The organism is Mycobacterium sp. IDUB_24, from assembly GCF_055419385.1.
In genome coordinates this window covers 883,907-910,732 of record NZ_JBVAXO010000002.1, presented here as the reverse complement: position 1 = coordinate 910,732, position 26,826 = coordinate 883,907, and the positions used below count along the sequence as shown (strand labels likewise).

The 26,826-nt window shown below is 65.9% G+C and carries 22 protein-coding genes and 1 pseudogene; 8 read left to right on the top strand and 15 right to left on the bottom strand.

What is annotated here, in order from left to right:
* Positions 1-5: 5 nt before the first annotated feature.
* Complete coding sequence (locus ACZYZF_RS12040; protein ID WP_463745875.1) at positions 6-395, bottom strand: MerR family transcriptional regulator; 390 nt, start codon at positions 393-395, stop codon at positions 6-8.
* A gap of 55 nt (positions 396-450) precedes the next feature.
* On the opposite strand from ACZYZF_RS12040, the pseudogene ACZYZF_RS12035 reads away from it, so the two are divergent.
* Positions 451-897, top strand: a pseudogene (locus tag ACZYZF_RS12035) (PPOX class F420-dependent oxidoreductase); the annotation flags it as partial.
* Between the two features lie 17 nt (positions 898-914).
* On the opposite strand, the gene dnaE reads toward ACZYZF_RS12035, so the two are convergent.
* From dnaE to lspA, 7 genes are all read right to left on the bottom strand, one after another.
* Positions 915-4,472: a DNA polymerase III subunit alpha gene (dnaE, locus tag ACZYZF_RS12030; RefSeq protein ID WP_463745874.1), complete on the bottom strand. Its 3,558-nt coding sequence runs from the start codon at positions 4,470-4,472 to the stop codon at positions 915-917.
* A 78-nt stretch (positions 4,473-4,550) separates the two neighbouring features.
* Positions 4,551-5,195: a TetR/AcrR family transcriptional regulator gene (locus ACZYZF_RS12025; protein WP_463745873.1), complete on the bottom strand. Its 645-nt coding sequence runs from the start codon at positions 5,193-5,195 to the stop codon at positions 4,551-4,553.
* A gap of 69 nt (positions 5,196-5,264) precedes the next feature.
* Entirely contained in the window at positions 5,265-6,467 is a 1,203-nt protein-coding gene (locus tag ACZYZF_RS12020) for an RNA polymerase sigma factor (protein ID WP_463835802.1), read from the bottom strand.
* Positions 6,468-6,496: 29 nt separating this feature from the next.
* Positions 6,497-6,874, bottom strand: a complete 378-nt coding sequence (locus tag ACZYZF_RS12015; RefSeq protein WP_463745871.1) for a YciI family protein — start codon at positions 6,872-6,874, stop codon at positions 6,497-6,499.
* A gap of 30 nt (positions 6,875-6,904) precedes the next feature.
* On the bottom strand, positions 6,905-7,804 hold the full coding sequence (rarD, locus tag ACZYZF_RS12010) for an EamA family transporter RarD (protein WP_463745991.1): 900 nt from the start codon (positions 7,802-7,804) through the stop codon (positions 6,905-6,907).
* A 50-nt stretch (positions 7,805-7,854) separates the two neighbouring features.
* Positions 7,855-8,778, bottom strand: a complete 924-nt coding sequence (locus ACZYZF_RS12005) for an RluA family pseudouridine synthase (protein WP_463745870.1) — start codon at positions 8,776-8,778, stop codon at positions 7,855-7,857.
* On the bottom strand, positions 8,778-9,503 hold the full coding sequence (gene lspA / locus ACZYZF_RS12000; protein ID WP_463835800.1) for a signal peptidase II: 726 nt from the start codon (positions 9,501-9,503) through the stop codon (positions 8,778-8,780). Before lspA ends, ACZYZF_RS12005 begins: the two co-directional genes overlap by 1 nt.
* A gap of 53 nt (positions 9,504-9,556) precedes the next feature.
* Here lspA and ACZYZF_RS11995 point away from each other — a divergent pair, with 53 nt between their 5' ends.
* Genes ACZYZF_RS11995 through ACZYZF_RS11985 form a run of 3 tightly spaced genes read left to right on the top strand, consistent with a single transcriptional unit; the run spans position 9,557 to position 11,504 of the window.
* Positions 9,557-10,528 (top strand): asparaginase, encoded by a 972-nt coding sequence (locus ACZYZF_RS11995; RefSeq protein ID WP_463745868.1) that lies wholly within the window; start codon positions 9,557-9,559, stop codon positions 10,526-10,528.
* Between the two features lie 23 nt (positions 10,529-10,551).
* Positions 10,552-11,019, top strand: coding sequence for a hypothetical protein (locus tag ACZYZF_RS11990; RefSeq protein WP_463745867.1), 468 nt, complete (start codon positions 10,552-10,554; stop codon positions 11,017-11,019).
* A 26-nt stretch (positions 11,020-11,045) separates the two neighbouring features.
* Positions 11,046-11,504 (top strand): hypothetical protein, encoded by a 459-nt coding sequence (locus ACZYZF_RS11985; protein WP_463745866.1) that lies wholly within the window; start codon positions 11,046-11,048, stop codon positions 11,502-11,504.
* On the opposite strand, the gene ACZYZF_RS11980 is transcribed toward ACZYZF_RS11985, so the two are convergent.
* Positions 11,486-12,868, bottom strand: coding sequence for a DNA polymerase IV (locus tag ACZYZF_RS11980; protein WP_463835799.1), 1,383 nt, complete (start codon positions 12,866-12,868; stop codon positions 11,486-11,488). The two genes, ACZYZF_RS11985 and ACZYZF_RS11980, sit on opposite strands and share 19 nt — an antisense overlap.
* 33 nt (positions 12,869-12,901) lie before the next feature.
* Between ACZYZF_RS11980 and ACZYZF_RS11975 the strand changes: the two genes are divergently transcribed.
* Positions 12,902-13,120: an RNA-binding S4 domain-containing protein gene (locus ACZYZF_RS11975; RefSeq protein WP_463745864.1), complete on the top strand. Its 219-nt coding sequence runs from the start codon at positions 12,902-12,904 to the stop codon at positions 13,118-13,120.
* Between the two features lie 85 nt (positions 13,121-13,205).
* On the opposite strand, the gene ileS is transcribed toward ACZYZF_RS11975, so the two are convergent.
* Complete coding sequence (ileS, locus tag ACZYZF_RS11970; protein WP_463745863.1) at positions 13,206-16,349, bottom strand: isoleucine--tRNA ligase; 3,144 nt, start codon at positions 16,347-16,349, stop codon at positions 13,206-13,208.
* Positions 16,350-16,636: 287 nt separating this feature from the next.
* Positions 16,637-17,203 (bottom strand): hypothetical protein, encoded by a 567-nt coding sequence (locus tag ACZYZF_RS11965; protein ID WP_463745862.1) that lies wholly within the window; start codon positions 17,201-17,203, stop codon positions 16,637-16,639.
* Positions 17,204-17,339: 136 nt separating this feature from the next.
* Here ACZYZF_RS11965 and ACZYZF_RS11960 point away from each other — a divergent pair, with 136 nt between their 5' ends.
* The 3 genes from ACZYZF_RS11960 (at position 17,340) to ACZYZF_RS11950 (ending at position 21,631) form a co-directional block, all read left to right on the top strand.
* Complete coding sequence (locus ACZYZF_RS11960) at positions 17,340-17,708, top strand: XRE family transcriptional regulator (RefSeq protein WP_463745861.1); 369 nt, start codon at positions 17,340-17,342, stop codon at positions 17,706-17,708.
* 48 nt (positions 17,709-17,756) lie between these two features.
* Complete coding sequence (locus tag ACZYZF_RS11955; protein WP_463745860.1) at positions 17,757-18,491, top strand: hypothetical protein; 735 nt, start codon at positions 17,757-17,759, stop codon at positions 18,489-18,491.
* Positions 18,492-18,631: 140 nt separating this feature from the next.
* Positions 18,632-21,631 (top strand): MMPL/RND family transporter, encoded by a 3,000-nt coding sequence (locus ACZYZF_RS11950; RefSeq protein WP_463745990.1) that lies wholly within the window; start codon positions 18,632-18,634, stop codon positions 21,629-21,631.
* A gap of 15 nt (positions 21,632-21,646) precedes the next feature.
* Here the strand turns inward: ACZYZF_RS11950 and ACZYZF_RS11945 are convergent, their stop codons facing one another.
* Genes ACZYZF_RS11945 through ACZYZF_RS11930 form a run of 4 tightly spaced genes read right to left on the bottom strand, consistent with a single transcriptional unit; the run spans position 21,647 to position 26,826 of the window.
* A complete protein-coding gene (locus tag ACZYZF_RS11945; protein ID WP_463835797.1) occupies positions 21,647-22,918 on the bottom strand; it encodes a PE-PPE domain-containing protein in 1,272 nt (423 codons plus the stop codon).
* On the bottom strand, positions 22,915-23,619 hold the full coding sequence (locus ACZYZF_RS11940; RefSeq protein ID WP_463745858.1) for a GAP family protein: 705 nt from the start codon (positions 23,617-23,619) through the stop codon (positions 22,915-22,917). The genes ACZYZF_RS11945 and ACZYZF_RS11940 overlap by 4 nt, the downstream gene beginning before the upstream one ends.
* Positions 23,620-23,649: 30 nt before the next feature.
* On the bottom strand, positions 23,650-25,374 hold the full coding sequence (locus ACZYZF_RS11935; protein ID WP_463745857.1) for an AMP-binding protein: 1,725 nt from the start codon (positions 25,372-25,374) through the stop codon (positions 23,650-23,652).
* Positions 25,375-25,410: 36 nt separating this feature from the next.
* On the bottom strand, positions 25,411-26,826 hold the full coding sequence (locus ACZYZF_RS11930; RefSeq protein ID WP_463745856.1) for a condensation domain-containing protein: 1,416 nt from the start codon (positions 26,824-26,826) through the stop codon (positions 25,411-25,413).

Sequence of the window (26,826 nt, the reverse complement as noted above, 5' to 3'; positions counted from 1 at the left end):
CTGCGTCAGGCCGGTAGCTCGTTGTGAATCCCGCACGTGCACAACTCGATTGACGGACATGTGCACCGCATCCCCCACTCGATGATGGCGCGCGCCTGGGTCAGCGCCTCCATTTGTGCGTCGATCTCGGCAAGCTTGGTCTGCGCCAGCTCACGCGCCACCGGCCGGCCCGTGGTGTCATCCTGCAGCAGTTGCCCGATCTCGGTCAGCGAGAAGCCGGCAGCCTTGCACAACCTGATCACCTCAAGACGCATCAGGACAGATTCCTGATAGCGACGCTGCCCACCCAGGCGCTGCGGGGCGGGCAACAGCCCGACCTGCTCGTAGTAGCGGAGCGCGGTCTGAGCGACCCCACTCCGCTGCGTGACGTCTCCGATGGTCAGCGTCGCGGCCATCTGCCCTCCTCACCGAGCTTGACTTAGAGTCAACTCTAAGTCGTTGACTGGCTACATGCCACACACCGACACCACACTGGAGACCTTGAGTCGCTCCCATTACGCGTTGCTGCGCAGTTTTCGCCGCGACGGAACCGCTGTCGACACCCCGATCTGGTTCGTGCTCGACGGCCGAACGGCATTCTTCCGCACCAAGATCGGCCCGAAGACCCGCAGACTCGCGGTGCGGCCCGATGTCGAACTGGTGGTCTGCGACTACAAGGGACGAATCACCGGCACCACCTGGCTGACCGGCCGGGCCACTGTCCTGGGCGGTGAGGACGCCGAACAGGCCAACCGAGCGCTGCACCGGCGATACGGATGGCAATGGAACATCGTGCCGCTGCTGAAGATCCCCGGCGTCACCAACGTGCACCGCGACCTGCCGTTGCGGGAGAAGCTACGACGCGCCCGCACCCGCGGCGTGTGGCCCGACAGCGCGATCGTGAGGATCGATATGGCGCCGCAGGATGTCCCGGCTCAGCCCAGACAACCGGGGCCGAGCAGTGCCTTGAGGTCGCCCATCAACGCCGAGGACGGTGTCACCCGCAGCGACTGATCCAGCTCCAGCGTGGTGATGCGCTCACCGCTGATCAGCCGCAGATGCACCTGGGACGTGCCGGGATGATTGGCCAGCACCTGTTTGAGCGCACTCACCTTGTCGATCGTGCACTGGCGGGTGGGCAGACTCACGGCCAGCGGCCGGTCGGCCTGGGCGCTGCTGAAGTCGGGTACCACCAGTTCGTGCGCGATCAGCGAGATCCGGTCATCGCGGGCAGCCACCTTTGCCTTGACCAGCACCACGACGTCGTCGGCAATCTCATGACCGAACAGTGAGTAGGTCTGCGGGAAGAACAGCACCTCGATACCGCCGGTGAGGTCTTCCAATTGAGCTGACGCCCAGGGCAAGCCGTTTTTGTTCACCCGACGGTTCACCGAGGCCAGGATGCCGCCGACCACCACCTGCGCATCGTTGGCGACATCTCCGTCGAGAATCGCCGGGATCTGGGTATCGACCTGGTTGGCAAGCAGGTGGGCAACCCCGTTGAGCGGATGCCCGGACACGTACAGCCCCAGCATCTCGCGTTCGAGCGCGAGCTTGTGCTTGTCCTCCCACTCCTCCTCGGGCACGCGGATGGTGAACGCGGAATCGCCGGTGTCAGCGCCACTACCATCGGCACCGCCGAACAGGTCGAACTGGCCCATCGCCTCGGCCTTCTTGGTACCGAGCACCGAGTCGACGGCATCGGTGTGTACCAGGAACAACCCCTTGCGAGGGTGGCCGAGCGAGTCGAATGCGCCTGCCTTCACCAGAGATTCGGTGACCTTCTTGTTGCAGGCCGCGATGTCGATCTTGTTGAGGTAGTCGGAGAAGTCCGCGTATTTACCCTTCTCGGTACGGGTACTGATCAACGACGCAACGACATTCGCGCCGACGTTGCGGATGGCGCCCAGACCGAACCGGATATCGTCGCCAACCGACGCGAAGTTCTGCACCGACTCGTTGACGTCGGGCGGCAGCACTGTGATGCCGAGCCGACGGCAATCGGCCAGATAGACCGCGGCCTTGTCCTTGTCGTCACCGACCGAGGTGAGCAGGCCGGCCATGTACTCGGCGGGGTAATTCGCCTTGAGGTAGGCCGTCCAGTACGACACCAGGCCGTAGCCGGCCGCGTGCGACTTGTTGAACGCGTACCCGGCGAACGGAAGGATGGTGTCCCACAGGGCTTTCACCGCAGCCTCGGAGAACCCGTTGGCAGTCATGCCTTCCTTGAAGCCCTTGTACTCGGCCTCGAGCACCTCAAGCTTCTTCTTACCCATGGCCTTACGGAGCGCATCGGCCTTACCCATGGTGTAGGAGGCGACCTTCTGCGCGATGAACATGATCTGCTCTTGGTAGACGATCAGGCCGTAGGTCTCGGCCAGGATCTCCTTGAGCGGTTCCTCGAGCTCGGGATGGATGGGCTTGATCGCCTGACGGCCGTTCTTGCGGTCGGCATAGTCGTTGTGGGCGTTCATGCCCATCGGACCGGGTCGGTACAGCGCCAGCACCGCCACGATGTCGTTGAACCCGGTGGGCTGCATGCGCCGCAGCAGGTCACGCATCGCACTGCCGTCGAGCTGGAACACGCCCAGCGTGTCGCCGCGGCCGAGGAGCTCGTAGGCGGCCGGATCGTCGAGCGCCAGCGTTTCGAGATCCAGATCGATCCCCCGGTTCGCCTTGATGTTCTCCAGGCAGTCACCGATGATCGTCAGGTTTCGCAGACCCAGGAAGTCCATCTTGAGCAGACCGATGGCCTCACACGACGGGTAGTCCCAGCCGGTGATGATCGCGCCGTCCTGCGGACGCTTCCACAGCGGGATCGCGTCGACCAGCGGCTCGGAGCTCATGATCACCGCGCAGGCGTGCACGCCCGCGTTGCGCACCAGCCCTTCCAGGCCGCGCGCCGTCTCGAAGATGGTCCGCACGTCCGGATCGGTGTCGATCAGGGCGCGGACCTCGGCGGCTTCCTTGTACCGCTCGTGGTTGGGATCGGTGATCCCCGACACGGGGATGTCCTTGGCCATGATGGGTGGCGGCAGCGCCTTGGTGATCCGGTCGGCGATCGCGAAACCGGGCTGGCCGTAATGCACCCGGGCCGAATCTTTCAGCGCCGCTTTGGTTTTGATGGTGCCGAAGGTGATCACCTGGGCCACCCGGTCGCTGCCCCACTTGTTTGCCGCGTAACGCAGCATCTCGCCGCGGCGACGGTCGTCGAAGTCGATGTCGATATCGGGGGCCGACGGACGTTCCGGGTTCAGGAAGCGCTCGAACAGCAGCCCGTGCGGGATCGGGTCGATGTTGGTGATACCCAGCGCGTAGGCCACCAGTGACCCGGCGGCCGACCCACGGCCCGGCCCCACGCGGATCCCGACCGACCGGGCGTAGTTGATCAGGTCGGCCACGATCAGGAAGTAGGACGGAAAGCCCTTGTCGCAGATGACCTTGATCTCGTACGCCGCGCGGTCGGTGTACTCGGGTGGGACAGGTGCGCCACGAAACCTGCGCTCCTCCAGGCCGGCCTGGACCTCATGGGTCAGCCATGAGCCCTGGTCGTGTCCGTCGGGAACCGGGAACACCGGCATGCGGTCGCTGGGCGTCCACACGTCGGCGTAGGACTGCACCCGCTCGCCGATGAGCACTGTGGAATCGCACGCGCCCGGCACCTGGGCATCCCACAGGGCCCGCATCTCGTCGGCCGACTTGAGGAAGTAGCCGTCGCCGTCGAACTTGAACCGGTTCGGGTCCGACAGCGTCTTGCCCGTCTGAATGCACAGCAGCGCCTCGTGATTCTGCGAGGCCTCACGCGTGACGTAGTGACAGTCGTTGGTGGCCAACGGTGGGATGCCGAGCTTCTGCCCGACCTCCAACAGGCCCTCCCGGACGCGGCGCTCGATATCGAGACCGTGGTCCATCAGCTCGAGGAAGAAGTTGTCGGGGCCGAAGATGTCGCGCCATTTGGCGGCGGCCTCCAGCGCCTCCTGGCGTTGGCCCAGCCGTAGCCGGGTCTGCACCTCGCCGGACGGGCAACCGGTGGTCGCGATGATGCCTTCGGCATGCTCGGCGATGATCTCGGCATCCATGCGCGACCACTTGCCGAGCTGGCCTTCGAACGACGCCAGCGAGGACAGCTTGAAGAGGTTGCGCAGACCGGTGGCATTCTCGGCGACCATCGTCATATGGGTGTAGGCGCCGCTACCCGAGACGTCGTCACTCTTCTGGCTCGGGTCACCCCACTGGATCCGCTTGGTGTCAAAGCGCGACGCCGGCGCGATGTACGCCTCGATGCCGATGATCGGTTTGATGCCGACCGTGGTCGCGGAGTTGTAGAACTCACTGGCGCCGAACATGTTGCCGTGGTCGGTCATACCTATCGCAGGCATGCCCAGCCGCTGGGCCTCGGCCAGCATCGGCGTGATCTTCGCGGCCCCGTCGAGCATCGAGTACTCGGTGTGGTTGTGCAGGTGTACGAAGGACCCCGAAGATGAACCGCTCATAGGGGTGCCAGTCTATGGCGACCCACTGACACTTCTCGTACTTCCCGGCGTGTCGCCACTCGTGTCTTCGTCGGCGCGTCAACGATCCCGGTCGGCGATCGACAGCAACCCATTTCCGATCACAAGATGTAGTTGCTTGGCAATCTGCGGTACATCGACGGGCCTGCCCTGCCAACCACTGTAGGCACCCACTCCCCACAGCATCGCGTACAACAGTTCGACCATCGTTCCGTGCTCGGTGTGCGGCGGCAGTTCGCGCCGCACGATGGCCTCGGTCACCACCTCGCCGAGGAACCCGCGGGTGGCCGCGACGGTAGCGCAAGGCAGGTCCGGGTGGCGGTAGGCCTCCAGCCGCGCGTTGGCCAGGAATCCGACGACCGCGCGGTCCCGATGCCACACGGCCACCACGGCATCGATGTAGGCATGTAACCGATCCAACGGTCCATCATGCTGTTTCGCCACGCGGATGCACGAACTGATGACGTCGTGCGCCTGCTTGAGCAGTGTGCGGTAGAGATCCTCGCGACTGGCGAAGTAGTAGTTCAGCGTCGGACGGCTCAGACCGCTGCGCTTGGCGATCTCCTGGAATGTCGCCGCCGCGTATCCGCGCTCGTTGATGACTTCGTAGGCCGCCTGCACGATGCGCTCACGGGTTTGCGCGGCATCGGCGCCAACCGGTCTACCCGGCCGACGAACGGTGCGAGGACCGCTACGCCCAGTCATTCAGCAAACACTATGGCATTGCCAGAATGAGGTCAAAAGATGAGTTCGCAAATAACTTCCCGAGTCGGGTCACGACCCGTGTCCGGCGCGGCCGGTCGATTGCAGACTCCCCAGACGTCCGGTCAGGTACGCCCGGACCGCGTTGTCTGTGGTCAATTCGATGGCCCGGCGGTATGCCGCCGCTGCCTCGCCGACCCGTCCGGCCCCGGCAAGGAGGTGCCCGCGGGTGACCCACGCCGGCTGAAACGTACCGGCCGAGCGGTCCGTGATCCTGTCGAGGGCACGCAGTCCGGCATCGGGACCGTCGATTTCGCCCTCCAAGGCCGCCAGCGCCACCGCGGCACCCAGCGACGGACCGACCTGCATCAGCGCTCGATACAACTTGCGCAGCGCATGCCGGTCGACGTCGGGGGCGCAGTACGCCGATTGAATCGCCGCCTCGTACTGGAACCGGCCCGGAAGGGCCAAGCTGTGGGCACGGGCCAGCAGGCGTTCCCCTCGCACGTGCAGCGCGGAGTCCCACCGACCCCGGCTCTGATCCTCCAGCGCAACGAAGTTGCCCTCCGGATCGAGCCGCGCCGGACGCCGCGCCTCACACAGACACATCAGTGCCGCCAGTCCCAGAACCTCGGGTTCCTCCGGCAACAACTCGACGAGCACCATGGCGAGGTGCAGGGCCTCCGATGCCAGGGATTCGACGGCCGTACCCTGCGGGACGGACAGCCAGTCGATCGAATATGCGCCGTAAACCGCTTCGAGTACCTCGGGCAGCCGCGCATCGAGGTCGGCACGCGCCGGCAGGGTGAACGGGATTCCGGCGTCGCGAATGCGCTTCTTGGCCCGCACCAGTCGCTGCGCCATGGTTGCCGGAGCGACCGCGAATGCCGCGGCGATGACGGCCGCGTCCACTCCCAGCACCGTCTGCAGCATCAACGGGGTTCGGATGTCGGCAGCGATGGCCGGGTGTGCGCACACCAGCATGAGCTCAAGCCGGCGGTCGGGAATCGCCGCCGGTTCGGCTACGTCCCAGGCGACGTCGTGGCCCTCGGTCCACGGCCCGCTCAGCCGGTAGGCGGGTGATTTCCACATGTCCCGCAGTCGATTTCGTGCCACGGTTAGCAACCACGCCTCCGGATTACCCGGCACGCCGTCGCGCGGCCAGCGCTGTAGAGCACGTTCCGTCGCGTCTGCCAACGCGTCCTCGGCAGCGGCGATGTCGCGGCCCTGGGCCGCCAGCAGCGCGAGCAGCCGGCCGTAGGACTGGCCGACCACCTGCGCGAGCCGCGCTGAAACCTGGGTGTTCAGGGGGTGTACCAGCCCCGGCCTCGGCCGTAGGTGACTGCGACGGGTCTGATCTCGATCGAACCCCACGCCGCGGCCGGACACTTCTGCGCCCAGCCCAGTGCCGCGTCGAGGTCGGGCACCTCGATCACGAACACTCCGCCCAGGCGTTCCCTGGTATCGACGAACGGCCCGTCCTGGATCTCCGCCGCGCCGGTGCGTGCGGTATAGGTCGTTGTCGCCGACGCCGACTGCAGCACCTGCGTGCCGACCAGCACGCCGGCCGCATCGAGGTCATCGGCATATCGGGCGAACGCGGCCTGGGCGGGTTTCATGTCCTCCTCGCTCAGGCCCGCCTCTGGTCCTTCCTGGTAATGCATGAGTAGGCAGTACTGCACGGTGTCCTCCTGGTTGTCGATTCCAGCCTGTCACCGTGATGACGATTCCGGTTCGACCCGATCGACAATGTCGGCCACCCGACCAGCCGGCTTTCTGCGCAACGCACCGACCGTCATGATCATCAACGCCACCCAGATCAAGGCGAACCCGATCCACCGGCCCACTGGCATCGGCTCGTGACCGATGAACACACCCCAGGCCATCTGCAACCCGGGGTTCAGATAGAACAGCAGGCCCAGCGTGACCATCGGGAGTCGCTGTGCGGCTGCGGCGAACAGCAGCAACGGCACCGCGGTCACCGGGCCGGCGAGCAACAACAGCAGCGCGTGCCAGGTGCCGTGGTTGAGAAAGTTTCCCCGGCCCAGCACCTCCAGCGTGATCACATAGCCGGCGGCGAGCGGAAGGGCGAGCAGGGTCTCGACAGCCACGCTCACCCGTGGGTCGGCCTGCACCACTTTCTTGATCAGGCCGTACACGCCGAAGGACAGCGCGAGCACGACCGCGATGTAGGGCGGCGCGCCCAGCTCGACGGTCAGGATCACCACCGCGATCAGCGCGAGGACCAACGCGACCGCCTGCCATCGGCTGATCCGCTCGCGGAACACCAGTACCCCTAGCAGCACGCTCACCAGCGGATTGATGAAGTACCCGAGCGCCGCATCCACAACGTGGCCGGTCGTCACGGCGTAGATGTAGGTGCCCCAGTTGATGGAGATCAGCGCGGCGGCCGCCAGCAGTTGCAGCCACGTCTTGAGCGTCAACCTACGGAGGTCGCCGAGCCGCCGGGCCACCGCCAGCACCAACAGCAAGAACAGCGCGCTCCACACGATGCGGTGGGCCAGCACCTCCGGCGCACCCGCGGGGAGCAACAGCAGGAAGAAGCCGGGGCACAACCCCCACCAGATGTAGGCACCCGCACCGTAGAGCACGCCGGAGCGAGTGGCACCGGTCTGCTGTGCAGGTGTCGGCACAGCCACAGCTAGTGGCGGCGCAGAACGTCGAGGGCGGCCTGCAGGTCAGCCGGATAGGGACTGATGATCTCGATGCGCCGGCCGTCAGCCGGATGCGCGAAGGCCAGTGAGCGTGCATGCAACCATTGACGTTCCAGCCCAAGCCTTTTCGCCAACGTGGGATCGGCCCCATAGGTCATGTCGCCGCAACACGGGTGGTGCAGCGCGGCGAAATGCACGCGGATCTGATGCGTACGGCCGGTCTCCAGATGGACGTCCAGCAGGCTGGCGGCCTGGAACGCCTCAACGGTGTCGTAGTGGGTGATGCTGTGCCGTCCGCCATCGACGACTGCGAACTTCCAGTCGTGACCACGATGCCGCCCGATCGGGGCATCGATGGTTCCGCTCGACGGATCGGGGTGCCCCTGCACCAGCGCGTGATAGCGCTTGTCCACGGTGCGTTCCTTGAACGCCCGTTTGAGCACGGTGTACGCCCGCTCCGACAAAGCCACCACCATGACTCCGGAGGTGCCGACGTCGAGTCGGTGCACGATGCCCTGCCGTTCGTGGATACCCGAAGTGCTGATCCGGAACCCGGCAGCCGCCAGCCCGCCCAACACCGTCGGACCGTGCCAGCCCACCGTGGCGTGCGCCGCCACCCCCGGCGGCTTGTCCACCGCCACGATGTCGTCGTCGGAGTAGAGGATGCCCATCCCCTCGATGTCGACCGGGGTGTTCTCGACGGGGGCCGGCGCCGCCGGCAGCCGGACCTCCAGCCAGGCCCCCGCGACGAGCTTGTCGGACTTCGCTGCCGGCACACCGTCGATATCGACACCGCCGTCCTCGGCCATGGCGGCCACCGCAGTGCGTGACAGCCCCAGCAACCGGGCCAGGCCGGCGTCGACTCGCATTCCCGCCAGGCCCTCAGGCACCGGCATCGACCGGGTAGTCACTATGACGACTCGGCCTGGCGCCCGACCGCGCTCGACTCGTCCGAGGAGCTCACCGGCTCGGTGTCACCGGCCTTTGCGGCCTGCTCGTCAGGATCGTCGTCGGCGGGAGCGTCGTCACCGTCAGCCGGTTCGGATTTCGCCGGTGCATCGTCGCCCGGCTGGCGCCGGCCGACGGTATCGAAGTCGAAGCCGAACAACGACAGCGCCACCAACAGGATCGCGCCGCCGACCACAGCCGGATCGGCCACGTTGAACACCGGCCACCATCCGACCGAGAAGAAATCCACCACATGACCGCGCAGCGGCCCGGGCGCACGGAAGAAGCGGTCGATCAGGTTTCCGGTCGCACCGCCCAGGATCATGCCGAGACCGATCGCCCACCACGGAGACACCAGTCGGCGACCCATCCAGACGATTCCGATCACCACGCCGGTCGCGACGAGCGTCAACACCCAGGTGTATCCGGTAGCCATCGAAAACGCCGCGCCGGAGTTGCGTACCAACGTCCACGTCACAGTGTCACCGATGATCGAGACCGGCTGCCCGGGCGTCAGCAGGCGCACCGCGAGCACCTTGGTCACCACGTCGATGAGCAGCACGACCGCGGCGACGGTGAGCAGCAGACGCAGCCGCCGCCGGGGCGGAGCAGCGGTTACAGGGGCTGGTTTGGCTCCCCCGGTTGCGTCGGTCACCGGCTCTGCCGGGCCAGACGTTTCATCAGTCACTCCCCCATCATCCCAAACAGTCCAGCTGGAACAATTGCGGGACAATCTGGACCGTGACGGAGACCGTGACAGGGCCAGAGGTCCCGCCCAGACGAATCGTCGTGATCACCACCGGCGGCACGATCTCGACCAGCACCGACGATGCCGGAATCCGGCATCCGACACGGACCGGCGCTGAGTTGACGGCCGGGCTTGCCCTCGACCCGGACGTCGAGGTCGTGGATCTGTTGGCGACGGACAGCGCGCTGCTGACACCCGCGGACTGGGACCGGATCGGCGAGGCCGCCCGCGCCGCGGCGGCCCGGTCCGACGGCGTCGTCATCACCCATGGAACCGACACCATGGAGGAAACTGCCCTGTGGCTGGATCTCACTTACGGCGGAGACGTGCCCGTGGTGCTGACCGGGTCGCAACGCAGCGCGGACGCGCCCGACTCCGACGGCGCGGGCAACCTGCGCGACGCCGTCGCCGTCGCGTCCAGTCCGCAGGCCAGGAAGCTCGGGGTGGCGGTGTGCTTTGCCGGCGCCCTGTGGCAGCCGCTGGGCCTGCGCAAGCGGCACACCCATGAGTTGAACGCCTTCACCGGCCACAAGCTCGGAACCATCACCGACGGCCGGTGTGAGATCACTGCCGCCAAAGACCGCGTCTACCTCGGCGCTCTGGCCGCGGCGTCGGCCCCACGCGTCGATATCGTCGCGGCGTATCCGGGAGGTGATGCGACCGCCCTGGATGCCTGCGCCGCCGCCGGGGCACGCGCCGTCGTACTCCAGGCGATGGGCTCGGGCAATGCGGGAAGCGAGCTGATCGACGGGGTCCACAGGCACTGCCGCAATGGTGTCGTCATCGCGGTATCGACCCGGGTTCCCGACGGACCGGTCGCCGCGCAGTACGGACCCGGCCGGCGGTTGGTCGACGCCGGCGCCATCATGGTCCCCGCTCTGCGCCCGGCGCAGACGCGGGTTCTGCTCATGGCTGCGCTGGCGTCCGGCCGGCAGGTGGAAGAGGTCATGGACGCCTGCGGTTGACGGCCTGTGCTCAAATAGAGAACGTGCGTTTCCACATTGCAGCGGCAGCAGCCTCCGGCTTGTTGCTGATCGGCCCACTCCCGACCGCGGCGGCCCTGCCCTCACCGCCCGGCGTCGCGGAAATCGACGGCTATCCCATCGCGGAGGGCAATTACAGCTCGCCCACCGACTCCTATGGGCTGTTCTTCCGAACTCCGGACGGCCGATCCTGCGGAATCCGTCCCAACCGCGGCCCGGTCGGCTGCGACGCGGTGCCGGGGGACGCTCCGGCGGGAACCAACCAGACTTTCGCCGAGAGCGGCGCACCCGCTTCCTACCGATACTCCGGGACCGCGTCCTTCACCCGCGATGGCGTCGACGTGCTTCCCGCCGGACACCGGCTGGAGAACTGGGGCGCCAGCTGCGGCATCGGCGATCAGGGCGCAGTGATCTGCAAAACCTCCGGCCGGCATGGCTTTTCGCTGGATTCCGCTTCCGGCGTCCTCTGGTAGTTGACTCGATCGGTTGAATGGAAGCTATGCGCCACATCTGGGCAATTGCTGCGATCGGTCTCTTGACGCTCGGCGCCGCGCCGACCGCTACCGCCGAGCCACCGCCGGGCGCCGACGACATCGACAGCTATCCCGAAGCAGAGGGGCATTACAGCTCGCCCACCGACTTCTACGGTGTGTTCTTCCGGACCCCGGATGGCCGTCATTGCGGCATCGGCCCCAACGGCGGTCCGGTGGGTTGTGATGCAGTGCCGATCGACGCGCCGGCCGGCAGCAACCAGATCTTCGTCAACAGTGGCGGACCCGCCTCCTACCGGCACTCAGACACCGCGTCCTTCACCCGCGACGTCGACGTGCTGCCAGAGGGGCATCGGCTGGAGAACTGGGGCGCCAGCTGCGGAGTCGGCTATCAGGGCACCGTGACGTGCAAGACCTACGGCGAGCACGGCTTCATCCTCACCGCCACCTACGGCGTGCTCTGGTAGTCCGCCAATCCGCTCAGATAGTCACCCCAGTCCAGGCTGGCGATCGGATCAGCCCGGCTGAAACCCGGCGTGTCGTCGGGAAACGTGCGGGCCGGCCCGGGTCCGCTGGCCCGGGTTTCGAAACGGACGGTCATCACGCCGTGTCCGGCGCCCTGAACCCAGCCGTGACCGTGCTCGGGGTGCGCCACATCGTCGCCGATGCGCCATCCGCTTTGGGTGACCTGGGCCGCTTCCGTTGCCTGGTGGTGGGCGTCGAAGTCCTCGTCAGGTTGCTCGAGATCTGGAAACAACGACTCCTGCCTGCTGTCGGACAGTCCCGAAAAGCCCACGCCGACAAGGCGAATAGGGCCGATCTCCACTGGGTCGAGCAGCAGCCTGCGTGCGGCGCCGATCAGGATGGCGGCCTCGGTGGTGGCATAGGCCAGCGTGGCCGACCGAGTCAGCGTGCTCATGTCCGACTTTTTCAGCTTGACCGTCACGGTGCGAGCGCCGCGGCCGTCCTTCTCCAGGCGCCGATGCGCATGCTCGCCGATCGGGCCGATCGCATCCTGCAGCTGGCGCAACGTGGTGAGATCCTCGGCAAATGTCGACTCGGCGCTGATCTGCTTGGCCTCAGCGCGCTCGGCCACCGGACGATCGTCGATTCCGCGGGCCAGCCGATGCAGCGCAGTGCCGACCGCCGTACCGAGCACGCTGGTGGCCTCGGCATCCGACAGCGCGGCCAGCGCACCCACCGTCTCGATGCCCAGCCGGTGCAGCCTTTCCTCGGCCACCGGCCCGATCCCCCACAACTTGCGCACCGGCAGGCCGTGGAGCAACAGCGCCTCCTCGTCGCGGCGGACGATCCGGATCCCGTCCGGCTTGGCCAGCCCGGAGGCGATCTTGGCGATCTGCTTTCCCGAGCCCGCTCCCACGGAGGCCACCAGGCCGGTCTGCTCGCGCACTTTGGCGCGCAACTGCTGGCAGAACTGCTCGACGTCAGTCGCGGAGGCGCCGGCAAGTTCAACAGGCTCGCCGAACGCCTCGTCGAAAGACAACTGCTCGAGCACCGGGACGACGCTGCGCACGGTATCCAGGGCGCGACGGCTCGCCACGCCGTAGACCGCCCCGCGGGGCGGCAGCACCACCGCGGGGGCACCGACGAGCCGTCGGGCCTGGTGCATCGGCATCGCCGAACGTGCGCCCCACCGGCGCGCCTCATAGCTCGCCCCGGCCACCACGCCGCGCCCGCCCAGTCCACCGACCAGGACGGGCCGGCCGCGCAGGGTGGGGCGGGTCAACTGCTCGACCGACGCGAAGAACGCATCCATGTCCAGGTGCAGCACCCAGCGTCCGCCCGCGCCGTTGACCTCGGCGCCGTTCATAGCTGCTGATGCTATGGCGCTAGCCTGACCTGCATGACGCCGGATGACGTACCGATCAGGGACGAGTCGATTCGCCTGGGACAGTTTCTCAAGCTGGCCTCCCTGATCGACAGTGGAGCCGACGCCAAGGGAGTCATCGCCGACGGTCTGGTCAGTGTCAACGGCGAGGTCGAAGTCCGCCGCGGCCGCCAGCTACGTCCGGGCGACACCGTCACGCTCGCCGGCCGCACCGCGCGGGTCGCCGGTCCCTGATCGACCACTGCGCCGAACGTAAACATCATGTCGAAAAAGTTCTGATTTCTGGCAATCTTGTTCACGCTCGGCGTGGCCACGCGCCTCACGCTCTTGCGATCGCGACCCGTACCGCGTCTCCGATCTCCGTGCCCTCCGCCAGCGCAGCCCCGTCGACGAATTCGAAACTGGTCGCCAGGATTTCGCCGGCGATCAGGTCTCGGTGGGTCCGGGCCCACGGCTCGTACCGAGCAGGTACCGACATCTGTACGGAGATCCGGTCGGACACTTCGAGGCCGGTCGACTTGCGCAGTTCCTGCAGTTCGCGGATGCGGTCCTTGGCCCAACCCTCGGCCTCGAGTTCCTCGGTGACTGTTCCGTCGAGCACCACCAGGCCCGCACCTTCGGGCAGGGCCGCGGTCCATTCCGGATCGGCGGCAACCAGTTTGGCGGTGTACTCCTCGGGTTGCAGCACCACCGGGCCCGCGGTCAAGGTGCCGTCGGGGTTGACGACGCCCTCCCCCGCCTTGACGGCCTTGATCGCGGCCTGAACGTCCTTGCCGATCCGCGGGCCGGCGACGCGGGCGTTGACGGCCAGGTCGAACTTGCCATAGGTGTCGATGTCGTCGGTCAACTCGACCGCCTTGACGTTGAGTTCGTCGGCAATCAGATCCGCGAACGGCGCGAGTGCCGCCGGGGCGACCGAATCATTCAGCGCCACAGTCAGCTTCGGCAGAGGCAGCCGCACCCGCAGCTTCTTGGCCTTGCGTAGCGACGACCCGACCGAGCACACCTCGCGCACCTGGTCCATCGCGGCCACCAGATCGGGATCCTTGGGCAGCACGTCGGCTTCGGGCCAGTCGGTCAGATGCACCGAGCGCTCACCGGTCAGGCCCCGCCAGATCACCTCGGTGGCCAACGGCAACAACGGTGCAGCCAGCCTGCAAGTCACCTCGAGCACCGTGTGCAAGGTATCGATGGCGCCGGAGTCCTCTTCCCAGAAACGCGAACGCGACCGGCGCACATACCAGTTCGTCAATGCCTCGGTGAACTGCCGTAGTTCGTCACAAGCCCCCGAGATGTCGCACGTGTCCAACGAGACGGTGAGATCGTCACGCAGCTGGGCCAGCTTGGCCAGGATGTAGCGGTCGAGCACATTGTCCGAATCGGTCCGCCAGGTGCCCTTCTGCGGCGCGTACAGCGCCAGGAAGCTGTAGGCGTTCCACAGCGGAAGCAACACCTGCCGCACGCCTTCCCGGATGCCCTGCTCGGTGACGATCAGGTTGCCGCCGCGCAGGATCGGCGAGGCCATCAGGAACCAGCGCATGGCGTCGGAGCCGTCACGGTCGAAGACCTCGCTGACATCGGGATAGTTGCGCAGCGACTTGCTCATCTTCTGACCGTCGTTGCCCAGCACGATCCCGTGGGCCACACAGGTTTTGAATGCCGGCTTGTCGAAGAGTGCAGTGGCCAGCACGTGCATGGTGTAGAACCAGCCGCGCGTCTGGCCGATGTACTCGACGATGAAATCACCCGGGAAATGGGCGGCCTCACCGGTCTCGTTCCCGTCGAACCACTCCCGGTTCTCGAACGGATAGTGCACCTGCGCGTACGGCATCGACCCGGAGTCGAACCACACGTCGAACACGTCCTCGATCCGGCGCATCGTCGACTTGCCGGTCGGGTCGTCCGGGTTGGGCCGCGTCAGCTCGTCGATGAACGGCCGGTGCAGATCGGTCGGCCGCACGCCGAAATCGCGCTCGAGCTCATCGAAGCTGCCGTAGACATCGATCCGCGGATAGGCCGGATCATCGGACTTCCACACCGGGATGGGGCTGCCCCAGTATCGGTTTCGCGATACCGACCAGTCGCGGGCATTCGAGAGCCATTTGCCGAACTGCCCGTCCTTGACGTGTTCGGGATACCAGGTGATCTGCTGGTTGAGCTCGACCATCCGGTCCCGGAAGTCGGTGACCTTGATGAACCACGACGACACCGCGCGGTAGATCAACGGGTTCCGGCACCGCCAGCAGTGCGGATACGAGTGCTCGTAGGTTTCGTGCCGCAGCAGCACCGCGCCATTAGCAGCTGCGCCCGCGGCTCGATTCTTGAGGTCGCGGATGATCTGCGAGTTGGCCTCGAAGACGTGCAGGCCCGCGTAATCGGGCACGGACGCGTCGAAACGTCCCTTCGAGTCCACCGGGGTGACCGCGACGATGTCGGCGGTGTCAGCGGTGGCCTTGTCATCCTCGCCGTAGGCCGGCGCCATGTGCACGATTCCCGTTCCGTCCTCGGTGCTGACGAAATCAGCCGCGAGCACCTGGAACGAGTTGGGCGCGTCCATGAAGTATCGGAACGGCGGCAGGTAGCGGGTCCCGAGCAGATCCCGCCCGGCGTAACAGCCGAGAACCTCGGGTTCCTCCCCCAGCTCGCGGGCGTAGGCCGCGAGCCGGGCCTGGGCCAACACGTAACGACGCCCGTCGGTGCCCGCAACCAGGACATAGTCGATGTCCGGGTTGACGGCGACGGCCTGGTTGGACGGCAAGGTCCACGGCGTCGTGGTCCAGATCAGCAGGTGCGCACCCTTCAGCGGGCCGTCGGTCACGGTGAAGCCGACCGTCACCGCCGGATCCTGCCGGCTCTGGTAGACGTCGTCGTCCATGCGGAGCTCATGGTTGGACAACGGGGTCTCGTCGTTCCAGCAGTACGGCAGGACGCGGTTGCCCTCGTACGCCAGACCCTTGTCCCACAACTGCTTGAAGGCCCAGATCACCGACTCCATGAAGGTCGGGTCGAGGGTCTTGTAGTCGTTGTCGAAGTCCACCCAGCGGGCCTGCCGGGTGACGTACTCGCGCCATTCGTCGGTGTACTTCAGCACCGAGGCACGGCAGGCCGCATTGAACTTCTCGATGCCCATCTCTTCGATCTGGGCTTTGTCCGCGATGCCGAGCTGGCGCTGCACCTCGAGTTCGGCGGGCAGACCGTGGGTGTCCCACCCGAACCGGCGCTCCACCTTGTAGCCGCGCATGGTGCGGTAGCGCGGCACGATGTCCTTGACGTAGCCGGTCAGCAGGTGGCCGTAGTGCGGCAGGCCGTTGGCGAACGGCGGCCCGTCGTAGAAGACGTATTCCTCGGCATCCTCGCGGCGCGCAATGCTGGCCCGGAAGGTGTCGTCGCTGGCCCAGTAGTCCAGCACCTCAAGTTCGCGCTCCGGAAAATTCGGTGCGGCGGGCTTGGGATAGGCGCTCACGTCTCGTCTCCTGTGCCGGTGCCGAGCTCAACAGCTCAACACGCTCAAGGCACGGGGACGACGTCGCGCGGGTGCGCAAGCGCCGCGGTACCACCCCGCTTGCACGCTGCACCGCAGCGCGCCGCTCAACTTGCAGGCGATCACGGGCCCAACCGTCCGGTTCTACTGGACTGCGGATCCACGCATTCGAATCCTGCAGCTTTTCTTCCGAAGGCTCCCCGGTGATGGCCGGATCAGCGCCGATGCGCCCAGTCTAATGAGCACCGCAAATCGTCGGGAAATCACACCTAGCCGGAGGTGACCTCGATGAGCGCCAGCGGGAACTGCTCGGCCAGTTCGTGAACCGTGCAATGGTCGAACCCGCGGCTGTCGAACCGCCAATCCAGACGCATGGTGGTCGCGCTGTCGTGATGGATGTGCAATGCGAGCGGATGTTCGCACTGCACCGCCCGCGGCCCATCGCCATAGGCGAAGCCCATGTCGGCCGAGGGATGGTCACCGCTGTCGACTCCTGGACGTGCCGCGTCGAGCAATTCCGAACCCGACAGGCCACGATGCGACATGCAGGCCACGCCGACACGCCGATATCCGGCGCGCTCGGGACCGCTCACGACGTCGACGATCAGGACACCGTCACCGATCGTGCGGGCGACGGTCCGGCCCAAAGCGGCCAACAGCAGCTCCTCGGCGGTGCAACCCATCGCGATCTGAGCTTCGTGCAGTTCCGCGGACAACACGTCGTCCAGCGAGCTCGACACAGTTGCCATATCGGCGGCGACGGGAGGCCCTGCGGTGCCGTAGTCGGCAATCCACGAACTCGTGCCATATGCGTCGGGCAGGACGGAAACAGACATGTATGCAACGTTAGCCAGAGAGTCCCAGAAATGGGAGAGTTGTGCCAAAAGTCTGACACCCTTGTCAATAACGCCGTTGCTGACTTTGCTGCGGTTGGTTGTGACCAGGCGCGGGTCAGGGGTCTATGGTGTTCTGATGCCGCGTACCGACGAGAACGGCAGGCAGCTCAAGGCCCTGCTCGACTATCTACTGGACGGCGAGGTCGATGCCAAGGCCGTGTACAGCGCCCTTGGCGTGTCCAGCAGCACGTATTACCGGCGGGTCAAGGAAGCCGATTATCCGAATGCCGAGGAATTACGGCAGGTGGCCGACCGCTTCCATCTCAGCTACCCCGACCTGCAGATCCGGTTCGGGCTGATGAGCCGCCAGGAGGTCTGGCACTACATGGAATCGTCGCCGGTGACGGTGGCGCCCGGGGACACGGTCACCCGAGTTCGACCGGCCGTCCACCGGCACAAGAAACTGTCCGAACTGACCCCACGATCCGACGCTCCCCCGCTGTAGGCAACCCGCACGTCAGCTCAACCGCAACACCGTCCGAGGCAAAGTCTTATGTCCGTCGCCACGCTCATCCTCATCACACTGGCCTGCGTCCTGTGGAGCCTGTGGATCAGGAGAGTCACCTGGTCGTGCCGGTGGGAGGTGGCCGCCACCCTGAACATCGCGCTCCAGGGACTGGCCGTGCTGCTGATGTCGCCCTGGGCGTCGGCAACCATCGGGCACGTGCTCTACGAGCTGACGGGCAAGTGGAACGTCGAGGACTACATCGGGCACGACTGCTACATCGTCGCGGCATCGGCCATCGTCTACAACTCTCTGGGCCGGCTCCAGGACGACAGCGCCATGCAGCGCTCGTTCAAGCAGTACGTCGAGCGCCCGGCCACGATCTGCATCCCGGTCCTGCTCGCCACCTTCTCGATGGGCAACGGCGCCGCGGTGTACCGGGCCGACTTCTTCCAGGTACCCACCGACTTCTGGCTCAGCGTGTACTGGATCATCCTGTGCGGCACCTTGATCTATCTGCTGGGCTATGGGGCCCGCGCCATGCTGATTCTGCGTAAGGATCCGAGGTCACGCCGGATCGCCAACATCTACCTGTTCGCCTCGATCAGTGGCGTGCTCGCGTGCGCGACCCGGATCATCACATCGCTGGTACCAGCGCTGCAACCCATCGAGAACGGCCGTCTGGTATGGGTTTTCGCCTGTGGCTGCGGCGCGATCTTCGCACTCGCGTCCGCCCATTCCTGGCGGATCAAGACGCGGTGGCTGTCGTCGAGCAATCGGTGAGGTCGGGACACACATCATTTCACCGCCACCGCGGCGCCGCCTACTGCCCTACCGCTCGCCCGTAGGATCGTAAAGTGCCGTCGCAGACAAAATCTACGAGCACGGCCGAACACTCCTCGCTGTTCGTCCGGCTCGGCTCGGTGATCGTGCGATGGCCGTGGCTCGTCGTCGGAATCTGGCTGGCCATCGCGGCCGCCCTGCCCCTGACGTTCCCGTCGTTGACGCTGATGGTGCAGCAACGTCCGGTCGCGATCCTGCCGTCGCACGCGCCCGTCACCGTGGCCACCCGCGAGATGACCGAGGCGTTTCACGAATCCGGCTCGGAGAACGTCCTGTTGGTCGTCCTCAGCAACGACAAGGGCCTGGGCCCGGCCGATGAAGCGACGTACCGCACGCTCGTCGACAATCTGCGCAAGAACCACACCGATGTAGTCATGCTGCAGGACTTCATCAGTGCCCCGCCCCTGCGCGAATTCATGGCCAGCAAGGACGGCAAGGCCTGGATCCTGCCGGTCGGCATCGCGGGCGATGTCGGTTCGCCACAGTCGTACGCGTCCTATACCCGCGTCGCCGACATCGTCAAAGACAGCGTGCACGACGCCTCGCTGACCGCGAGCCTCACCGGACCCGCCGCCACCGTTGCCGACCTCACTGATATCGGCGAACGCGACACGACGGCCATCGAGATCGCCACGATCGGAATGGTTCTGGTGATCCTGCTGATCATCTACCGCAACCCGGTCACGATGCTGCTGCCCCTGCTCACCATCGGGGCGTCGCTGATCACCGCCCAATCGGTGATCGCCGGCCTCGCCTATCTGGGCATGGGCATCTCCAACCAGACTGTCGTGTTCCTGACCGCCATGATGGCCGGCGCCGGGACCGACTACGCCGTCTTCCTCATCAGCCGCTATCACGACTATCTGCGTGACGGACTGGAATCCGACCGCGCGGTCGAACAGGCACTCGGCTCGATCGGCAAGGTCATCGCCGCGTCCGCCGCCACGGTGGCCGTCACTTTCTTGGGCATGATGTTCGCTCAGCTGGGTCTGTTCTCCACCGTCGGCACCGCACTGGCCGTCGCCATCGGCATCGCCTTGCTGGCTGCGCTGACGCTGTTGCCCGCCGTGATGGTGTTGGTCGGGCGCCGGGGTTGGATCTCCCCGAGACGTGACCTCACAAGCCGGATCTGGCGACGGTCCGGTATCCGCATCGTGCGCCGGCCATGGTCCCATCTGGCCGCCAGTTTGGTCGTCCTCGCGGCACTGGCCAGTTGTGCGACCCTCGTCCAGTACAACTACGACGACCGCAAGGCGCTGCCGGCGCACGCTGAGAGCTCCATGGGTTATGCGGCCCTGGAGGACCACTTCCCGATCAGCTCGGCCATTCCGCAGTACCTCATCATCCAGTCCCCGAACGAGTTGCGTACGCCCCAGGCACTGGCCGACCTGGAACAGATGGCCCAGCGGGTGAGCCAGCTTCCCGGGATCGCGGTCGTGCGAGGGATCACCCGGCCGACGGGAGAATCGCTGCAGCAGGCACGACTGAGCTATCAGGCCGGCGAAGTCGGAACCAAGCTGAACGACGCGTCGACCCAGATCAACGGGCGCGCAAGCGACCTCAACCGGCTCACCGACGGTGCCGATACGTTGGCCACCAGCCTGCTCGATGTGCGCACTCAGGTCACCCGCGGCGTGGCCGGAGCGCGTGGCCTGGTCGATGCCCTGGCGACAATGCAGAAGCAGGTCGGCGGCAACAAGACGCTCCAGCAGATCGACAGCGCGGCAAAGCTGGTCAGCAGCATGCGGGCGCTCGGCGACTCGCTCGACACGAACTTCGCCGATCTGACCAACGGTATGCCGTGGATCGATCCAGTCCTGCGGGGACTGGACACCAGCCCCGTCTGTCTCACCGACCCGGCCTGTCTCGAGGCCCGCGGATCACTGCGCCGACTGGCCGCGGCCCGAACCGACGGTACCTTCGATCAGATCGCCGCCCTGGCACGGGATCTGCGGGCAACCGATTCCATGCAGACCCTCGATGACACCGTCAAGAAGCTCAGCGCCACCATCGACACCGCGAGCAAAGCCATGCAGTCCATGGGGCTGGCCAATCCGACCCAGGCGCGATCACAACTCAGCACCCTGCAGACCGGTGCCGACACGCTCGCCGACGCCAGCAGGCAGATCGCCGACGGAGTCTCGCAGCTGGTCACCGAGACCAAGCGGATGGGATCAGGGCTCGACGAGGCGTCGGCATTCCTGCTCACTATGAAGACCGACGCCGCCAGCCCACCGATGTCCGGGTTCTACGTGCCCGCACAGATTCTGACCCAGGACGAATTCCGTAAGGCCGCAGCGACGTTCATATCACCGGACGGCCATACCGCGCGCTACCTGATCCAGACCGATATCAACCCGTTCGGCACCGAGGCGATGAACCTGGTCAACTCGATCGGTGACACCGCGCGGGGCGCCCTGCCCAACACGGCGCTCGAGGGGTCTTCGGTGTCGATCGCCGGATATCCGGCGATGCTGCGCGACACCCGCGACTTCTACAACCACGACATCCGGCTCATCATCGCGATCACCATCGCGGTCGTGCTGCTGATCCTGGTGGTCCTGTTGCGTGCGTTTGTCGCGCCGCTCTACCTGATCGCCTCGGTGGTGATCTCTTACCTGTCGGCCCTGGGCATCGGTGTCGTGATGTTCCAGTATGTCCTTGGCCAACAGTTGCATTGGAGCGTGCCCGCACTGACTTTCATCGTGCTGGTGGCCGTCGGCGCCGATTACAACCTGCTGCTGATCTCTCGAATTCGCGACGAGTCGCCCAATGGCGTGCGCTCTGGCGTGATCCGTACCGTCGGATCCACCGGCGGCGTGATCACCGCGGCCGGGCTCATCTTCGCCGCGTCGATGTTCGGGCTGTTGTTCGCCAGCATCAGCACGGTCGTCCAAGCCGGATTCGTGGTGGGTGTAGGGATCCTGTTGGACACGTTCCTGGTGCGCACCTTGACCGTACCCGCGATCGCCACGCTGATCGGCACCGCGAACTGGTGGCCCTCGGATTTCGTCACCCGTCAGCTCGACCGGCTACGGAGCCGCCTCAAGGCCACGAGGGAAGCCGAGCCCGGCAGCTGAGCCGGTATCGGCTGGCTAGCCGATACCGGGGAACAGGTTCTTGACCTGCTGAGCGGCGTTGTCCATGTTGGCCTGATCAGTGGGGCTCAACTTGATGCCCTGCACCGCCTTGTCGATGTTCTCCTGGTCCGTGCGGCTCAGCTTGATCGTGGGCTGCGGCGCGGGCGCCTGCTGTGGCGGCAGTTCGGACAGGCCGGTGCCGGCCTGCCGCAACCAGTCCTCGACGTTGGCCCGGGCCACGGGATCGATACCGGTCGCCGGGGCCCCCGGGTAGTCGTTACGTGAGTATCCGGCGTCCACCATCGGCCGCAACACGCCGTCGAGCTGGTCGACCAGTTCGTTGGGAACTCCGTTGTCACGAAGCGGCCTGGTCAGCGGGAGGAGTTTGGTCGGCAGGAAATACGTCGTCTGTGCCGCTCCCTTGGAGTTGACCGTGACCACGACGTTCTGCAGTGGCACGTCCTCACGCGTGGAGTACGACGTTTCGGTGTGCAGATACTCCAGGGCGACAAGAGAATTCGCCAACGCCAGCCAATTGTCCGGCCGATCGGGGAAGTCGGCGATGAAGTCGTATTCACCCACCACCATGGTTGTGTCGTACTGACTTTCCACCGGACCACGCACGGTGTAGTCGATCAGCGGAATGTAGGTCCCCGGCGTCAGCGACGACAGGACCGAGTGGCTGAACGGTGTGACCGCCTGCGGCGGGCCGAACAGGGTGAAGGACACGCCTTCTGGAGCGCGCGCACCAGGATCCTGCGACAGGCGCGCCAGCGCCTCGCTGAGTACCAGGGCCCCCTCGGAGTTGCCGACCACCACGGTCTGGCCGGGGGTGCCCTGCAACGCGGCCTTCAGGTTGCGGGCACCGGTGTCCACCGACAGGCCCACGCTGTCGGTCGAGATGTCGTTGCCGGGCCACAACTTGTCGGGCAAGCGGCCATACACCATTCCGGCGGGATACTCGACGATGCGCCGGTTCGCATTCGGGTAATAGCCGCGCCCCACCCGGTTGGTGATCTGATCCCAGGGAATGCCGGGTCCACGAGCGCCACCGAAGATCAGCGCGGTTTCTGCGGAGGCGGTTCCGGCACCGAACACCGTTCCCGCAGCGACGAGACCGACCGCAAAGGATCCGGCCAGCAGGCCTCGGGGCACCCGGCGGAGGGCGTCTCGTGACCGGCGCCGCGCGCGGACGGCTTCGCGACGCCGATGTCCTCCGTTGACTCCAGGCATCCCGCCGTCTCCCTCCTGAGCACCGCCCATCGGCGGTGTCATGCCGTCGCTCATATCCCGAGCAGGCCGATAGTGATGAACAAAGCCCCAGCCGCAGTGAGAATCATCGCTACATCACGCCGCGTGCAGGAACGGATCCAGGTGTGCACGCGGGTCATCCACACCAGCGTACGTTGCGGGGCGATCAGGTAACTCAGGAGTGGGATCTCCACGAGTGCAAAGGCCACCAGGTTGAAGGCGATCACCGCACCCACCTGTGTTCCGGGCGCCACGTCGGAGGCGTGTATTACGGCCAGTGCCGCCAGGTAGTCGACCGACGGCAATGCGATACCCAACCCGCTCACGCCGGCTACCCACAGTGAATTGCCTTGCATGACCGCACGTATCCGGCCGCGCAGCCCCACTCGGGGCGCTGCGAGTGCCACCCTGCCGGCGGCAGACTCCTCTGCCTCCAGCTGTGATGGCCGGGCGCGGCGCGAACCCACGTTGGCGGCCACCAACACGGCGGCGACCAAGGCGAGGATGCCGATCCCGATCTGCATCCTCGGCACGGTGAGCGTGCCCGCGGCCAGCGGTGCGGCGTCGAGGACGAGCAACGCCGTCCCGCCGACCACCAGGCCCATGAGGAACCCGCCGCACAGGAACGCCAGCAACTGATGCACGGGTCGCGGCCGGTTCAGCATCAGCACGGTCAGCCCGATCCGCACCGGTTCGAGGCTGACCGCGACGGCCATCAGTAAAAGGGTTGCCCACATGGTGTTTTCAGCGCTTCGGGTCAGGCCCGATCAGGCGTCCAACCTCGCAAACTCCTGCCGACGGTACAGCTCCGCGCTTGCCTGACGGCGGACCTTGCCGCTGGTGGTGATCGGGAGCGAGCCGGGAGCGACCAGTGCGAGATCGGCGGGGTTGAGTCCATGCGTCGTCGAGATGGCGGAGATCACTTCGCGTTTCATCAATGTGAGACGCTCGGACAGGTCCTCCGGGGTTTCGTCGGAACGTTTCTTGACCTCGATGACGGCGACCAGTTTTTCTTCCTCGTCGTGGTTCACCGCAATCGCGGCGACGCGCCCGCGGGAGATCGCCGACACCGTGGCCTCGATGTCGTCCGGGTAGTGGTTGCGCCCGCGGACGATCAGGAGATCTTTGACCCGGCCGATGATGAACAACTCGCCCTCGGAGATGAAGCCCAGATCGCCGGTCCGCAGCCATGTTCCGCCGGGTACGCCGTCGACCGTCGCGCCGAATGTCGCCTGCGTCTCTTCGGGCCGGTTCCAGTATCCGGCCGCGATGTTCTCGCCTTGCGCCCAGATCTCACCGATCATCCCGGCGGGCATCTCGGTGAGGGTTTCGGGATCGACGATCCTTACCGCCGGGCTCTGCGGGGTCCCGTAGCTGATCAGAGCGGTTCCGCCAGCACAGCGCTCGGCGTGCCCGGCGGCGAGCTTCTCGGGCTCGAAGTGTGCCACCACCGGCGGCTTCCCCGGCTCGCGTGTCGCGACGTAGAGCGTGGCCTCGGCCAGACCGTAGGACGGCCGGATCACCTTGCCCTGCAGATTGAATGCGGCGAACTTCTTGGTGAAGCGTTCGATCGTGGCATGGTGAACGCGCTCGGCGCCGCTGATGATGCTCAGCACGTTCCCCAGGTCGCAACCCGCCATATCGTCATCGGTGGTCTTGGCCGAAGCCAGATCGAAGGCGAAGTTGGGTCCGGCGGTCAAGCCGGTGGTCACACTGCCGAGCTGCTGCATCCAGCGTGCCGGCCGGGCCAGGAACGCCAACGGACTCATCATCACGGTGCGCCATCCACCCAGGATCGGCGCGACGATACCCGCCATCATTCCCATGTCGTGGTACAGCGGCAGCCACGTCACCACCGTCGTGTCGGCCGGTGGCACCCGGTTGTAGTCCGGGTAGAAGCTGGCCATCATCTGTTCGAAGTTGGCCGTCAGGTTGCGATTCGACACCATCACGCCCGCGGGAATCCGCGTCGAGCCGGAGGTGTACTGCAGGTAGGCGGTCGCCGGCGCAGCTTCGCGCCGCAAGCGAACCGCTTTGCGGGCATCGAGGTCGAGTTTGTCGACCTCGAGCAGGACAGGCGCCGGATTGCCGTCCTGCGCCACCGCATACGGCGCCACCGTCTCGGAGATGGCGGATGTGGTGAGGATGACCGCGGGTGCGGCATCCCGGAGGACTGCGGTGACGCGCTCGTCGTGCGCGCCGATCATCGGCGTCGACAGCGGGACACAGACCACGCCGGCTTCCAGCGACGCCAGGAACGCGACGATGTAGTCCAGGCTCTGCGGCGCGAGGACCACCGCGCGGTCACCGACCGCGGCGTGAGTCTGCAGCTCCCCCGCCAGATTTCGGATGCGCCGGTAGAGCTGACCCCAGGTCAGGGTCTCCTCTACGCCGTCCCAGTCGCGTTCGTAATCGACGAAGGTGTAGGCGACGTCGTTCGGCTGCATGCTCGCCCGATCACGCAGCACGCTGTTGAGTGTCGACTCAGTCATCGAGTGTGCCTTCCTGTTCTGACTTCATTCCGCTACTCACCTGCGCGACCCTGCGCCGAGGTTTTCCAGCACCCGAGCACACGTCGACTTCAGCACCTTGACGTACCGGCCGACCGATTCATGTGCCTCGGGATTGTTCGGATAGACCACCGAAACCGCCGTGCGGTCCTTCAATCGCACCAGGAACACCGTCATCTGGTACGAGTACACGCCGTCGCTGAACATGCCGATCCGCATTGATTCCAGCTCGGTGGTGAGCAGCACCGACAGTGGCGCCGCCCCGGCATCCAGGAAGTTGATCACCTGGAAATTCGGCCTGGGCCAATCCAGTTCGGGCCGCAACTCAAGCACCCGGTAGAACGGGACGTCCACCAGTTGATGTCCGGCGTCGAAGGATTTCTGTGCCGCAACGGCCGATTCGGCAAAAGACCGGCCCGCGATGGGAACGGTGATCGGGACCAGCCCGGTGAACCAGCCCATCGTCATCAGATCGGCGGTGGTCTTGCGGGTGTCACTCGGAGTCAGCCCGTAATAGGTGTCCGCCCCGGTCAACTCATGCTCGGCCAGCCCGGTGCAGGCCAGCATGCCGCCGATGAAGCGGGCCCCGGCATCGACGCACAATGACTCGAACTGAGCGGTCTGCTCCTCGTCCATGAGGGTCTCGACCCACATCTCCGCTCCACACGGTTGGAGTGGATCACCCAGGGGCAGCGGGAAGTCCGGCAGGCTGCCGTTGTTGCTCGACGCGAAATCGGCCCAGGCCGTGACCTCCGGCGAGTCCGGTGTCAAGGAGCCGAGCAGCTCCTTCTGCCGCAGGCAGAAGGCGTCGTAACTGCCGGCCTCCGGAAGTGCCAGCGGCGCACCGCCACCGACGAGGGTGGTGTACATCGCGTGGAACTCCATGAGAGTCACCCCCGCGAACGTCGCATCCATGTGGAGGTGGTCGATGCTCACATAGATCGTGAACCGATCCGGGTACTGAACGATGCCGTAGGTGAAGCAATCCCAGTGCAACGGATCCGGTGTCGACAGCGTCAACTGCCGCAGTTCCTCTGACGTGAGATCGCCGTGCCGCGTGGGCACGAACTTGATGTCGGCCGGATTGGGCATCGTGTGCCGCACGATGTTGTGGACATCGTGGTACTCGAACCAGCTGCGGAACGTGTCATGCCTGCGCACATGGGCATTGACCACATAGGTCATTGCCCTGATATCGCATTGCCCTGGGATATCACACGTCACGATCACCAGACGGGAGTAGTCCAAGCCCTTGGCTCGCTGATCGACGAACCCGCGCAGGTGCTGGGCCTGCATGTAGCTGACCGGGATGTCACTGACGGGCGCTTCGGCCGCCTTGGCGCACGAGGCCGGCGAGGCTCGCCAGGAAACGGCAGAACCGGGCGGTGCTTCCCACTCTTCGATCGAACCGATCGAAACGGACCCTAACAGCAA

Excerpts from the sequence above, each read along its gene's own strand:
- dnaE (WP_463745874.1), bottom strand. The coding sequence starts at position 4,472 with ATGAGCGGTTCATCTTCGGGGTCCTTCGTACACCTGCACAACCACACC.
- ACZYZF_RS11960 (WP_463745861.1), top strand. The coding sequence starts at position 17,340 with ATGCCGCGTACCGACGAGAACGGCAGGCAGCTCAAGGCCCTGCTCGAC.
- ACZYZF_RS11935 (WP_463745857.1), bottom strand. The coding sequence starts at position 25,374 with ATGACTGAGTCGACACTCAACAGCGTGCTGCGTGATCGGGCGAGCATG.
- ACZYZF_RS11980 (WP_463835799.1), bottom strand. The coding sequence starts at position 12,868 with ATGAACGGCGCCGAGGTCAACGGCGCGGGCGGACGCTGGGTGCTGCAC.
- ACZYZF_RS11975 (WP_463745864.1), top strand. The coding sequence starts at position 12,902 with ATGACGCCGGATGACGTACCGATCAGGGACGAGTCGATTCGCCTGGGA.
- ACZYZF_RS11985 (WP_463745866.1), top strand. The coding sequence starts at position 11,046 with ATGCGCCACATCTGGGCAATTGCTGCGATCGGTCTCTTGACGCTCGGC.
- ACZYZF_RS12025 (WP_463745873.1), bottom strand. The coding sequence starts at position 5,195 with ATGACTGGGCGTAGCGGTCCTCGCACCGTTCGTCGGCCGGGTAGACCG.
- ACZYZF_RS11945 (WP_463835797.1), bottom strand. The coding sequence starts at position 22,918 with ATGAGCGACGGCATGACACCGCCGATGGGCGGTGCTCAGGAGGGAGAC.
- ACZYZF_RS11955 (WP_463745860.1), top strand. The coding sequence starts at position 17,757 with ATGTCCGTCGCCACGCTCATCCTCATCACACTGGCCTGCGTCCTGTGG.
- ACZYZF_RS12040 (WP_463745875.1), bottom strand. The coding sequence starts at position 395 with ATGGCCGCGACGCTGACCATCGGAGACGTCACGCAGCGGAGTGGGGTC.
- ACZYZF_RS11940 (WP_463745858.1), bottom strand. The coding sequence starts at position 23,619 with ATGTGGGCAACCCTTTTACTGATGGCCGTCGCGGTCAGCCTCGAACCG.
- ACZYZF_RS11965 (WP_463745862.1), bottom strand. The coding sequence starts at position 17,203 with ATGTCTGTTTCCGTCCTGCCCGACGCATATGGCACGAGTTCGTGGATT.